Genomic DNA, 12,796 nt, shown 5'->3' with positions numbered 1-12,796 from the left:
TGTATATCAGATGTGAGATGACTCCCACCTCTGTAGGCGGCGAGCAACAAACTTGTATCAGTGGCGGGATTCAATCTCCCATCTGATATAGCCTCCGGCGGATTGCAGAGGTGCACAGAAGAATATGTCATGCAATGCATGACGTGCACCTCGCAGCAAGAATGCCAGAGGCATTCTTGAAGTGTGATTTGTTGATCTCTTATTATCTTGAAACATGAAATGCTTTTTTCTGTGGATAAACTGCAGATGCTCCGAGTTCTTCTTCGATGCGAAGCAGCTGGTTGTATTTTGCAACACGCTCGCTTCGGCTCGGTGCTCCTGTCTTGATCTGGCAGGTATTCAGTGCAACCGCCAGATCCGCAATAGTGGTATCTTCTGTCTCGCCGGAACGATGAGAAGTAACCGCTGTGTATCCTGCATTGTGAGCCATCTTGATCGCTTCCAGTGTCTCAGATACCGAACCGATCTGGTTTAATTTGATCAGGATCGAGTTTCCGCATCCAAGCTCGATACCTTTTGAAAGACGCTCGGTATTGGTAACAAACAGGTCATCGCCTACGAGCTGAACCTTGTCGCCAAGCTCTGCGGTCAGTTTCTTCCAGCCTTCCCAGTCTTCCTCATCCAGTGCATCTTCGATGGAGATGATCGGGTATTTTTCAACCAGAGCTTTCCAGTGATTAATCAGCTGCCCGGATGTATAAACCGTTCCTGCCTTTGGCAGTTTGTACTCTCCGACTGTTCCTGTCTTCCACTCAGAAGAAGCTGCATCCATAGCGATCATAAAGTCGCTTCCCGGCTCATAACCTGCTTTTTTCACTGCTTCCAGTATCGTCTCGATCGCTTCTTCGTCGGATTTCAGTGCCGGTGCAAAACCGCCTTCATCACCAACAGAAGTAGCCAGTCCTCTTTCTTTTAAGATAGAAGCCAGTGCATGGAATACTTCTGCACACCATCTTAAGCACTCTTTAAAGGAAGGTGCTCCAACCGGCATGATCATAAATTCCTGTACATCCAGTCCGGAAGATAATGCATGACATCCGCCGTTTACGATGTTCATCATCGGTACCGGAAGACGGTTTGCATTCACGCCGCCAAGGAAACGGTACAGGGGGATCTCAAGTGCAGTCGCAGCCGCACGGCAGCTTGCAATCGATACTGCCAGAATTGCATTTGCTCCTAAGTTGGATTTATCTTTTGTTCCGTCTGCTGCTTTCATCGCTGCATCCACTGCATAAATATCAGATGCATCTTTGCCTTTCAGTGCTTCGTTGATCACGGTGTTGATGTTTGCAACTGCTTTTGTCACACCTTTGCCGCCAAAACGTTCTTTATCATTATCACGAAGTTCCAGAGCCTCGAACTCTCCTGTGGAAGCTCCGCTTGGTGCAGTCCCTCTTCCGATCGTACCGTCAGCCAGATAAACTTCTGCTTCTACGGTTGGATTGCCTCTGGAGTCGATGATTTCCCTTCCAATTACTTTTTCAATTGTTAAATTCTTCATGATTGCCAGTCCCTTTCTCGTCCTAAAATAATCGGCACTTCGTCTTCTGCCTCTGATCGCATAAAGACAGAAGAAGTCCTGCCATGATTTATTCACGTTAGTTAGGTATTTCTAACTATCATTAGAATAGCATAACTATTGTGTGAAATCAAGACGAACTTCTTCCTTAGATTGAGAAAGTTTTATCAATTTCATAGGTTATCATTCACTGTCATCGCTGCAGATCAACTTCTGCCATACTTTATTCTCCTGTCACAAGGATCTGACACATCTTCATAGTCTCAAGAGCTGCCAGATGTGTCTGAGGTGTCACTCCCGCACAGCAACTCGCATCCACCGTAATCTCCACAGATGGAAACGTTGCTTTGAGGATCAGAGCATTCGATACCACGCAGATATCCGTGCAAAGTCCGACCATCTCAATCTCCTGAAACGTTCTTTCATTCCAGTGCGTCCATCCGAAAGTCGGCTTATCAATGTAAGTACAGCCTTCTACTTCCAGACCATCTGCGATCTGCCATCCCTTTGTTCCCTCGATGCAGTGCACAACCAGAAGCTTTTTGCCCTCCGGTGTGTCCAGATAATCACTCTGGTGCGTATCTCTCGTAAAGATGATCTCATCCCCTCGATTTTTGTATTCCTGGATTTTTTTCTTTACATTCGGCACGATTGCCTGTGCTTCTTTCGTTCCTAATGAACCGTCAATAAAATCATTCTGCATATCTACTACGATCAGTGTTTTCATGGTAATCTATCCTTTCTGAATGTAACTCTACTATATTTTGTTTTGCAAATACTGTTCAATTCTTTTCGACTATCAGGCAACCACGATCACTCCTTCCTGTGCAATATTGCGATAGTACGGAAGCTCCTTCTGATATCGTTGGAATTCCTCATATGGAATTACCGTTGGTGAAAGTATTGTTTCATATTCAAGTTCCAGTTCGCAGGAAGAATCCCATACTTTCTTTAATTGCTCCTGCAATATTTTTCTGTCTCCATGAACAATCGCAACAATATCAATATCTGAATCACTATCATAGTCACCTCTGGCATAAGATCCATACAAAATAACCTGAACAAGTTTTTCTCCATATACCGAACGATATATTTGCACTATTTTTTTTAAAATATAATTCAGATCATTTTTTGTACACATAAAATCACACCTCCGTTTCTTTCCATTCACGCTTACAATCTTTAAGGATTCTTTGATATATATCTTACTTGATGCCAGGGTCAAAAGGTCTAAATCCACATGAGCTTGCTCATAAGTGGATGAAAGACCTTGGGACCCGCCCCGATATGAGCATAAAAGTGGGATGATAATCCCACGATATGCGAATATTGGAGAGGATTGTAGGAGTGCGAAGCACGGAACAATCCGTAGGCATCATAGTTTGGGTCTTTTGACCCCAACATCCTTACTTCATCTTAGCATCAATTTTGTTCTTTCACAAGATGTAACAGCGGATGGATTTCTCCACCCGCTGCATGTATTTTATTTTATTTTGTTCTTTTTGCTTACTTCTTAATCTTCACGCTTTTTGCCTGTCCTTTTCCTTTGAGGATATTCTTATAGGCTTTCAGTTTCTTTTTCGGTACTTTGATAACTGCCTTTTTATCGATGCCCTTAAACACATTCTTTCCTATAGATTTTTTTGTGAGCTGTGTTGATGTGATCTTAATATTCTTCAGTTTTTTACAACCGGAAAAAGCATTCGCACCGATCTTGCTGACATTTTTTCCGATGGTGACTTTTTTCAGTTTCACATGATTTTTAAATGCATTTTTACTGATCTCCGTTACACGGAATGTGATTTTCCCATCCTCACTTTTGATGGTTGCCGGTACAGTAAAGGTACTGTTTGTTTTCCTGTGCGGTTTTACCAGTGTTACGGTACATCCGGTTGCATCGGCTTTTGTCACTTTATAAAGTGCATTCTTTGTTTTGACCCATGTTCCGATTTTCGGAAATGTCTGTGATGTATCCGAAGGATTTGTTGTACTTCCATTTGCTGTGCTGCCCTGCGGCGGGATCACAATACTTTTGATGCCGCTAAACCATACCATTTCCCCTGTTTCATCGAAACTGTTTTCCGGATCCGGTATCGGGATCAGCCGACCATTGATCTTCAACTTCGTTATGTTTTTATCAAAATAATATCCTTCCCGATATCCTCTGGCTGACAGGCTCAGGCAAATTCCATAATAATAGGTTTCCAGTGCTTTGAATTTCGTGAGCGGCATACCCCAGCTTCCGTCAAAATCACCATACTTGCCATTCCAGTAGTCCGAGGAAGTCCATCCTTCTTTTAAATTGTTCCATCGTTCGTGATCGATACAGTACAGAGCATCTTCCGACACACTTCCGGTGAATCTCGGAGCATCACCCGCTTTGAAAGAAAAATCCACTCCATTTACTTCAATCACTTCAATTGGCTTCGGCGTTACTTTTTCTTCGGACCGGGCACTGTACAGGGCATCTGCAAAACAGGTTGTCCCGTTATTTCCCACAATAATGGTCCGACTGTCAATCTGTTTTCCATTTAATGTCAGCGACAGGTCTTTTGAAAATTCATTCCCATCTACCGTTTTTAAAAAGACAGAATACATATACATTGCACCGGATTCGAAAGTGGTAAATTTTGGAGTTGCAGCAATATACTGGCTCTCATCAGAATACCAGAACGCTACTGGTTCTAGGTATCCCTGTGCATTTGTTTCCAGCTTTTCCCAGCGTTCATAGGCTATTTCATATTTTGAAGCATCACTGTCACCTTTTTGGGCGGTTGCTTTTGGATCATCACCGGCATAACAGGAAAGTGTGCTGTTCACAATATTCACATCCGAAATCTCCATCTTTTCCAGTACCCAGTCTGTCCGGATCTTGTAAGTCTGATAAAAATGTCTGGTGGTAACGGTCTGTCCGTTTTCTTCCGTATCTTCATATTCAATGTTAATCGTATCGCCGTCAATACCTCGTGTGTCCGTACCGGAAACAACCTGCATTCCTTCACACACTTTTTGAACTTTCTCATCATAGGCTGTAATTTTCGCCTGGATTTCATCCAGATTTTCATCTCCGTCCAGATAATCACAGGAATCTTCCACTGTCACCGTTTCTTCATAATCCAGTACTCCGTAATCTTTCATATGACGGATCTTAAGGCTCGCCTTTGCATCAAAAGCCGTATGATAAATGTATGAATCCTCTGCTTCTCTGCTTTCTTTTTCTGCTGCAAATGTCTTTCCCGGTAAAAACAGCAGCATCACTGCCAGCAGCAGCCAGAATATCCATTTTCGTTTCCAAGTTATATCCATGTGTTTCTCCTTTATTTTCCTCATAAAATTTCTCCTTTCCTGATCTGTCAGAACCTCTTTCTCCCCCCTTCTTTTCGCTCTGTCCAGATATAAACATTTTGTATAAAATCAACCTGTTCTCTCTTACTCTCAGTATAAAAGATTCTGCTTATTTGACAAGTAAGATTCCCGAAACGTCAATTGCCAAATCGGGAATTTTGATATTTTCATCTTTCCTTTTTTGCAAATCTCCGATACAATAAACACATAGCAACCGAACGCAAAATACGCTTCATTGATGTTTTTGCAAATTTGATGAAAAGAGGTGCTTCTATGCGTTTTTATGAACAGTTGAATCAATATATGAAAGCTGTGAACTGTACTGCCAAAGAACTCTGCACTGTTTCCGGAATTTCTGCCGCTGCCCTCAGCCGCTACCGTTCCGGCGAACGTACTTTGGACATTCATTCTGAAACTTTTGAACAACTCTGCTCTGCCCTAGAAACGCTCGCATTAAAAAGAGAAGGCACAAATCTCACAAAAACAGAGATCCGTCAGCAATTTCTCGCCTGTTCAGACATGAAGTCCACGGACAAAGAGCAACTGCGTCAGAATTTTAACACGCTGATTTCCGTACTGAATCTAAATATCACAAAACTGTGCCAGCACATCAGTTATGATACCTCAACGATTTTCCGCTTTCGAAACGGCAGCCGCTCTCCTGCAGATCCGGAAGGCTTTGTCCTGGCTGTTTCCGCTTATGTGGCACGTAAATACTGCCAGGGCGATGATCTTTATGTGCTGGCACAGCTTCTGGAATGTTCGGAAGAAGAACTAAACGATACTTCTGTCGTCTGCGAAAAAATCCGCCTGTGGCTTTTAAACAGTCAGAACAGGAAAAAGGGCGAAGACAGTCTTTCCAAATTTTTATCCAAACTGGATGAATTTGATCTGAATGAATATATAAAAGTCATCCATTTCGATGAAATGAAAGTTCCGGGTGTTCCGTTTCAGTTTCCGACGGCAAAATATTACTATGGACTGGAAGAAATGATGGCAAGTGAACTTCATTTTTTAAAGGCAACCGTCCTTTCCAGATCAAAAAGACCAGTTATCATGTACAGTGATATGCCCATAACAGAAATGGCAAAAGACCCCGATTTTCCAAAGAAATGGATGTTTGGTATGGCTCTGCTCCTGAAAAAAGGTCTGCATCTGGATCAGATTCATCATCTTGACCGTTCTTTTGAAGAAATGATGCTCGGACTGGAAAGCTGGATTCCCATGTACATGACCGGACAGATTTCTCCTTATTATCTGAAATCCGATCCCGGCAATGTTTTTCATCATTTCCTGAAAGTATCCGGAGCTGCCGTACTTTCCGGTGAAGCAATTTCGGGTCATCACAGCGAAGGGCGTTATTATCTTTCCAAGACAAAAGAAGATATTGCTTATTATACAAGACGTGCGGAAGTCCTTTTACAGAACGCACTTCCTCTTATGGATATTTACCGGGAAGACAGCCTCGGAAAACTGAATGCTTTTCTGCTCTTTGATGCTTCCACGCCCGGAAAACGGCGAAGCATTCTCTCTTCCCCTCCTCTTTATACGCTGGATCCTGATTATCTGAAATGTATTTTACAAAAACGCCGACTCTCTGCAAAAGATCAGACTGAAATCCTTACCTTTGCACAAAGTCAGCGTGATATGGCAGAACAAATTCTGGAACACGATGTAATCGAAGATGAAATCCCATTTCTCTCCGAAAAAGATTTTGCTCTTCATTCACCTTCTCTTCCCTTATCCGGCATGTTTCACACAGATGATCTTCACTATAATTATGAAGAATATCTGGAACATAAAAAACAGTCGGAAGACTTTGCAAAATTACATAAAAACTATGTTTTACATTCTTCCGCCTCAAACCCATTCCAGAACCTTCAGATCATCCTTCATGAAGGAAAATGGGCAATGATCTCCAAGGGAAACGCTCCGGCAATCCATTTTGTGATCCACCACCCAAAACTGCGAAATGCAATCGAACATTTTGTACCTCCGGTTGTGGAACCCTAAAAATAAAATTTCCTTGATCATTTCTTGCAAAACAGAAAGAAAAACAGTATGATGAAGGTATCAGAAAAGGAGGTATCCCAATGAGAAATAAAACACCGGTTTTCCACTCACATACTTTTTTGTTTTTCTTTTTCGCCGGACTCTTTTTATTCTTCAGCCTGCACCTTGGCTGCGGACAAAAAGTTTATGCATCTTCCTGGAAAGTCACACAATATGGATCTGATTCTGATTTTCAGCAGTCCATGTTTTATACGATCAAAGGAAGCAACGGCAAACTGATCGTAATTGACGGTGGATGGGATTATGATGCGAAAAGAGTACGCGATACCATAAAGAAACTGGGCGGAAGGGTAAATCTCTGGATTATCACACATCCGCATCCGGATCATGTCGGAGCTTTTAATCAGATTTTTGCCAATCCGGACGGCATACAGATTGATCAGGTCATTGCACCAAAGATCAACGCTTCCCGTTACAGACACTATCAATATCCATGGGATGAATATCAGGTATTTCAGAAGTTTTCACGTCTTGTAAGAAAAAATCCAAAAATCCTGTGGGCAAAAGCAGATGATACTTTTTCCTTCGCCGGTCTGGATTTTGAATTTTTTAATGGTTACAGCCGTAATCTGAAAGATACGACCAAAGATATCTGCAATGGTTCTTCTCTGGTTTTTAAAATTTCCGGTAAAAAAACAAGTATGCTTTTCACCGGAGATATTGTGAGCAGCATTGGCAAAAGACTTATCAAAACTTATCACAAACGTCTGAAGGCAACGTATCTTCAGGCTCCGCATCATGGAAACAACGACAAGAGAGAATCCTTTTTCAAATATATCCATGCAAAGGTCACTTTTATCGATGCTCCCTCTTTTCTTAGAAAACGAGATACTGTAAAAAGAAATATAAAAGTTTTAAAAGATCTGGGTGAAAAAGTCTATACGTATAACAGCCGAAAACGCAGCGTTACCATCCGCTAATCATCCGAAACTGCGAAATGCAATCGAACATTTTGTGCCACCGGTTGTGGAGTAAATTTTCTCTGCTTTAAAAAACTCGTGAAATATTGAAATTTGAACGCAGAGAAGCGGATTGTGAATGTCCGCTTTCCAAATGTGCAAAAGGAACAATGCCCAGGAAGACACTTTTATGTGTCCTTCAGGGCATTGTTCCTTTGCACATTTAAAATTTTCCTGTTATTTCTATTTCCTGAACGCCAGAATCTCTTCTGCATTCTTGATCCGTTCTGCACTTGGCGGATTGATCCCTTCAAGCTGATATGGAATCCCTAAATTTTCCCATTTAAATACACCCAGCGTATGGTATGGCAGTACTTCCACACGCTCCACATTTTTCAGCGTGTGAATAAAATCTGCCAGCCGATGCAAGTAATCATCACGGTCACTCCGCTCCGGAACCAGTACATGACGGATCCATACCGGTTTTCCCATATCCGATAACTTTTCTGCCATAGCCAGAATATTTTTGTTGGTCTGACCGGTCAGTTTGATATGCTCCTGCTCATCAATATGCTTGATATCCAGAAGAATCAGATCGGTATATTTCATCAGTTCCAGCCATTTTGAATAGAATGGCTCTTTTTCCGTGTAAGGATTGCCGCTCGTATCCAGCGTTGTGTGGATCCCCATCTCTTTTGCCTTGCGAAACAGTTCGATCAGAAAATCAATCTGAAGCAGTGGTTCTCCTCCACTGACAGTAATACCGCCCTTATTTCCCCAATAAGTGCGGTATTTTACTGCCTGTTTCAGAAGGGCATCAGCTGTGTAGCTTTTGCCGGCTGTCATATTCCAGGTATCCGGATTATGGCAGAACTGGCATCGCATCGCACAGCCGCTTAAGAAGATCACATAACGCACACCTGGACCGTCAACCGATCCAAAGCTTTCCAGCGAATGGACATATCCTGTTTTTGCCCCGTTTTCCATATTACATTCTGTCGTGGCAGGTTCTTGCGATAACGTCAAGCTGCTGTTCTCTTGTCAGGTCGATAAATTTAACAGCATATCCTGATACACGGATTGTGAAGTTTGCGTATTCTTCTTTTTCCGGATGCTCCATAGCATCGATCAGTTTTTCTTTTCCGAATACGTTTACGTTCAGGTGATGTGCACCCTGTTTGAAGTAACCATCCAGTACATGAACCAGATTTTCGGTACGCTCTGCATCATCGTGTCCCAGAGCACCCGGGTTGATGGTCTGTGTATTGGAGATACCATCCAGTGCATCTTCGTACGGAAGTTTTGCAACGGAGTTCAAAGATGCCAGCAGACCGTTCTGTTCTGCTCCGTAAGATGGGTTTGCTCCAGGTGCCAGAGGCTCGCCTGCTTTTCTTCCATCCGGCAGAGAACCGGTTGCTTTACCGTATACTACGTTTGATGTGATTGTCAGGATAGAAGTTGTCGGCTCAGAATCACGGTAGGTATGGCAGTATTTCAGTTTATCCATGAATGTACGCAGCAGCCATACAGCGATCTCGTCAGCTCTGTCATCGTCATTACCGTATCTTGGGAAGTCTCCTTCAATCTCATAATCGGTAACGATTCCGCTTTCATCACGAACCGTTTTTACTTTTGCATACTTGATTGCGGACAGAGAGTCTACTACATGTGAGAATCCTGCGATACCAGTAGCAAATGTACGTCTTACGTTTGTATCGATCAGAGCCATCTCTGCTGCTTCATAGTAGTATTTATCATGCATGTAATGGATCATGTTCAGAGTTCCTACATACAGATGTGCCAGCCAGTCAAGCATGGTGTCATATTTATCCATAACTTCATCGTAATCCAGATATTCGGATGTGATCGCCTGATATTTCGGTGCTACCTGATCTCTTGTCTTCTCATCTACACCGCCGTTGATCGCATACAGCAGACATTTTGCCAGGTTTGCTCTTGCTCCGAAGAACTGGATCTCTTTACCTGTCTCAGTAGCAGATACACAGCAGCAGATAGAATAGTCATCGCCCCATACCGGACGCATAACATCATCGTTCTCATACTGGATAGAGCTTGTTGTAACAGAGATATGTGCTGCATATTTTTTGAATGTCTCAGGCAGACGTTCGGAATACAGAACGGTCAGGTTCGGTTCCGGTGAAGGTCCCATGTTTTCCAGTGTATGCAGGAAACGGTAATCATTCTTTGTTACCATAGAACGTCCGTCCATACCCATACCTGCTACTTCCAGAGTTGCCCATACCGGGTCACCGGAGAACAGCTGGTTGTAAGAAGCGATTCTTGCGAATTTTACCATACGGAATTTCATAACCATATGATCGATCAGTTCCTGAGCTTCTTTTTCAGTCAGGATGCCTGCTGCAATATCTTTCTCAATATAAATATCAAGGAAAGTAGAAATACGTCCGACACTCATAGCTGCACCGTTCTGTGTCTTGATGGCAGCCAGATATCCGAAGTACAGCCACTGAACTGCTTCTTTTGCATTCTTAGCCGGCTCGGAAATATCATATCCATAGGACTGTGCCATTTCTTTCATTTCCTGCAGTGCACGAACCTGGTCTGCGATCTCTTCACGCAGCTGGAAGTCACCACGACGCATACCCTGACGGTTTGTAGCAGTAAAATCTGCTTTCTTTTTCTCGATCAGGTAATCGATACCGTACAGAGCCACACGACGGTAGTCACCTACGATACGTCCGCGTCCGTAAGTATCCGGAAGACCGGTCAGGATCTTGTTATGACGTGCTTTTAACATTTCCGGTGTATAGATATCAAATACACCCTGGTTATGTGTTTTATGGTATTTGGTAAAGATCTCATGAAGCTGTGGATTTGGTTTATATCCATACATTTCACAGGATTTCTCAGCCATCTTGATTCCGCCGTATGGCATAAATGCACGTTTCAGCGGCTTGTCTGTCTGCAGACCAACAACCTGCTCCATATCTTTCATGCTGTCATCAATATAAGCAGCTCCATATGCAGTGATGCCTGTTACAACATCAGTCTCCATATCAAGGACACCGCCCTTTGCTCTCTCTTCTTTCTGAAGTTCAGATACTTTTCCCCACAGACGATCTGTTGCCTCTGTAGGTCCCTCCAGGAAAGAATCATCTCCGTCATATGGTGTGTAGTTGTTCTGAATAAAATCGCGGACGTCTACGCCTTCTTTCCAGAGTCTTCCAGCGAAACCATCCCACTGTTTAAAGTCCTTCATGTTTTCTATCTTCCTTTCTCTGTGATTTTGTGTTTCTATGTTTTGTCGCTTTCATCTTAACATAGCACAAGATGTAGTGCAAGTATTTTGTTAAATACATAACAAACGTTGCCGTTCTTTTTTCTGTACAATTTTCCTTTGAGAAACCATTCTGAAAAATATAACAGAAGCATTTTCTTTCAGACATAAAAAACTGCCTCTCGTTTTCACGATAACGCAGTTTCTTTTTTCTTTTATTCTGCTGCCGTCTCACCGGCTGCTTCGGTTACTGTACTTTCAGCAGAAGTCTCTGCTGCAGTTTCTTCTGTCGTTTTTTCTGTTGTCTCTGTGGACGCTTCACTTGAAGTTTCTGTCTCAGCATTTAAACCGTTCATGTAATGATCCAGTGCATCTGTTTTCATTTCATATGTATGAGACGCATCTTTCTGAACATTCTGGTATACCGAGAAACCAATCCAGCCAACAAGAGCAACCAGCACGATAATGCCCACTATTTTCCAGAGCAGTAACTCTCTTTTTTCTTTTTTCTGAAGCTTTTCGCGTTTCTGCTTTTCTTCTTTGTAGCGGTCCACTTTTGCCTGACTCATGTCTTTCACTCCTTATATATAGTTTCTTAATAGTATACACTATTTTAAAAACTTATGCAACTACGATAATTCCGCCATCGTTTGCATACATGGTGCTGACACCTGCGGTATTGACCAGGATCACATCTTTAAACGGCAGCCTCTTTAGGATCTCCTCTTTTACCATCTCTGCCCTCTGCGGACAATTACAGTGAGCGATCCCAACCATACGCTCCTGTGGATCGGATGATTTTTTCTCCTCAATTGAATCGACCATTTTTACAAGAGCTTTCTTCATGCCTCTTGCCTGATCCAGCTGAATAATCGTGCCTTCGTCTGTTGATCCCATGACCGGTTTGATCTTCAGTGCGGTCGCTACCAGAGCCTTTACGGTACCGAGACGGCCGTTTTTACGAAGAGTGTCCAGATTTTCCAAGACAAACCAGGTATCCTGTGAGAGAATATAAGCCTCTGTCTGTTCTACAACTTCTTCAAAAGAAAGTCCCCTCTCTTCCAGCTCCTGGATTTTCAGTCCGATCAGCGTCTCACCAACAGATGCCGAGCAGGAATTGAATACATAAACTTTTGCATCCGGATGATCCTCCAGATAGAGATTTTTGCCAAGAACTGCACTGTTGTAAGATCCACTCAGTTTTTCTGAGAGCGTCACTGCATAAACATGATCTGCATCACAGTCGTAGGCATCACGATATATTTCCGGTGATGGGCAGGAAGATTTCGGACAGTTTGGGCACTCCGCTACTTTTTTTAAAAACTCTGCCTGGTTGAAATGTTCCTCATCATCCTGTACAATATACTCATCCACCTGCAGTGTCAGCGGTGCAGACACAAAATTGCCGCTCTTTTTCATCTCATCTGTCAGCTCCCCGCAGCTGTCGATCACTACTCTGAAACTCATCTATAAATCCTCCATATTAAATTCCGCTTATTCAAATCTATACAGAAATGTGCATCGCCGCAGTATGAAAATAAAAGTGCTGCGATGTTCACAAGCCAGACCTTCTGTAGATTTTCACAGAATTTTTATCTTCTATTGATATGGTATGAATGTCAAAATTCAAGTCGAACGCACGTGAGACTTGGTGCGTGATTCTGGTCAGCGAAAGCTGACATATTCTTCTCAGAATCACTG

10 protein-coding genes are annotated in these 12,796 nt (G+C 42.7%); 2 read left to right on the top strand and 8 right to left on the bottom strand.

Features of this window, described 5'->3' with window-relative positions; genetic code table 11:
- Positions 1-202 precede the first annotated feature (202 nt).
- The 4 genes from eno to LKD42_RS00890 form a co-directional block, all read right to left on the bottom strand.
- Positions 203-1,501, bottom strand: coding sequence for a phosphopyruvate hydratase (gene eno, locus LKD42_RS00905; protein ID WP_173865566.1), 1,299 nt, complete (start codon positions 1,499-1,501; stop codon positions 203-205).
- 241 nt (positions 1,502-1,742) lie between these two features.
- Positions 1,743-2,246: a cysteine hydrolase family protein gene (locus tag LKD42_RS00900; RefSeq protein ID WP_248834540.1), complete on the bottom strand. Its 504-nt coding sequence runs from the start codon at positions 2,244-2,246 to the stop codon at positions 1,743-1,745.
- A gap of 72 nt (positions 2,247-2,318) precedes the next feature.
- Positions 2,319-2,660, bottom strand: a complete 342-nt coding sequence (locus tag LKD42_RS00895) for a nucleotidyltransferase domain-containing protein (RefSeq protein WP_248834539.1) — start codon at positions 2,658-2,660, stop codon at positions 2,319-2,321.
- Between the two features lie 365 nt (positions 2,661-3,025).
- Entirely contained in the window at positions 3,026-4,849 is a 1,824-nt protein-coding gene (locus LKD42_RS00890) for a leucine-rich repeat protein (RefSeq protein WP_248834538.1), read from the bottom strand.
- Between the two features lie 288 nt (positions 4,850-5,137).
- Here LKD42_RS00890 and LKD42_RS00885 point away from each other — a divergent pair, with 288 nt between their 5' ends.
- Together LKD42_RS00885 and LKD42_RS00880 are read left to right on the top strand one after the other, a co-directional pair.
- On the top strand, positions 5,138-6,877 hold the full coding sequence (locus LKD42_RS00885) for a helix-turn-helix domain-containing protein (RefSeq protein ID WP_248834537.1): 1,740 nt from the start codon (positions 5,138-5,140) through the stop codon (positions 6,875-6,877).
- A gap of 80 nt (positions 6,878-6,957) precedes the next feature.
- The gene (locus LKD42_RS00880; RefSeq protein WP_248834536.1) at positions 6,958-7,857 is read left to right on the top strand and encodes a ComEC/Rec2 family competence protein; all 900 of its coding nucleotides are present in this window, start codon (positions 6,958-6,960) and stop codon (positions 7,855-7,857) included.
- Between the two features lie 222 nt (positions 7,858-8,079).
- Here the strand turns inward: LKD42_RS00880 and pflA are convergent, their stop codons facing one another.
- From pflA to LKD42_RS00860, 4 genes are all read right to left on the bottom strand, one after another.
- The gene (gene pflA, locus LKD42_RS00875) at positions 8,080-8,823 is read right to left on the bottom strand and encodes a pyruvate formate-lyase-activating protein (RefSeq protein ID WP_022118648.1); all 744 of its coding nucleotides are present in this window, start codon (positions 8,821-8,823) and stop codon (positions 8,080-8,082) included.
- 1 nt (position 8,824) lies between these two features.
- Positions 8,825-11,077 (bottom strand): formate C-acetyltransferase, encoded by a 2,253-nt coding sequence (gene pflB, locus LKD42_RS00870; RefSeq protein ID WP_248834535.1) that lies wholly within the window; start codon positions 11,075-11,077, stop codon positions 8,825-8,827.
- A gap of 233 nt (positions 11,078-11,310) precedes the next feature.
- Positions 11,311-11,664 carry a hypothetical protein gene (locus LKD42_RS00865; protein ID WP_022118645.1) on the bottom strand — a complete coding sequence of 118 codons (354 nt, stop codon included), beginning with the start codon at positions 11,662-11,664 and terminating at the stop codon, positions 11,311-11,313.
- 52 nt (positions 11,665-11,716) lie between these two features.
- Positions 11,717-12,562: a DegV family protein gene (locus LKD42_RS00860; RefSeq protein ID WP_248834534.1), complete on the bottom strand. Its 846-nt coding sequence runs from the start codon at positions 12,560-12,562 to the stop codon at positions 11,717-11,719.
- Positions 12,563-12,796: the final 234 nt, after the last annotated feature.

It is taken from the genome of Hominisplanchenecus faecis, assembly GCF_020687205.1.
Classification (GTDB): Bacteria; Bacillota; Clostridia; order Lachnospirales; family Lachnospiraceae; genus Hominisplanchenecus; species Hominisplanchenecus faecis.
Note: the sequence above shows the minus strand (reverse complement) of the source record. Positions and strands in the feature narration are given on the sequence as shown.

What these genes read in the sequence shown, in the direction of transcription:
- LKD42_RS00880 (WP_248834536.1), top strand. Translation starts at nt 6,958, where the DNA reads ATGAGAAATAAAACACCGGTTTTCCACTCACATACTTTTTTGTTTTTC.
- LKD42_RS00860 (WP_248834534.1), bottom strand. Translation starts at nt 12,562, where the DNA reads ATGAGTTTCAGAGTAGTGATCGACAGCTGCGGGGAGCTGACAGATGAG.
- LKD42_RS00895 (WP_248834539.1), bottom strand. Translation starts at nt 2,660, where the DNA reads ATGTGTACAAAAAATGATCTGAATTATATTTTAAAAAAAATAGTGCAA.
- eno (WP_173865566.1), bottom strand. Translation starts at nt 1,501, where the DNA reads ATGAAGAATTTAACAATTGAAAAAGTAATTGGAAGGGAAATCATCGAC.
- LKD42_RS00900 (WP_248834540.1), bottom strand. Translation starts at nt 2,246, where the DNA reads ATGAAAACACTGATCGTAGTAGATATGCAGAATGATTTTATTGACGGT.
- LKD42_RS00885 (WP_248834537.1), top strand. Translation starts at nt 5,138, where the DNA reads ATGCGTTTTTATGAACAGTTGAATCAATATATGAAAGCTGTGAACTGT.
- pflB (WP_248834535.1), bottom strand. Translation starts at nt 11,077, where the DNA reads ATGAAGGACTTTAAACAGTGGGATGGTTTCGCTGGAAGACTCTGGAAA.
- LKD42_RS00865 (WP_022118645.1), bottom strand. Translation starts at nt 11,664, where the DNA reads ATGAGTCAGGCAAAAGTGGACCGCTACAAAGAAGAAAAGCAGAAACGC.
- pflA (WP_022118648.1), bottom strand. Translation starts at nt 8,823, where the DNA reads ATGGAAAACGGGGCAAAAACAGGATATGTCCATTCGCTGGAAAGCTTT.
- LKD42_RS00890 (WP_248834538.1), bottom strand. Translation starts at nt 4,849, where the DNA reads ATGAGGAAAATAAAGGAGAAACACATGGATATAACTTGGAAACGAAAA.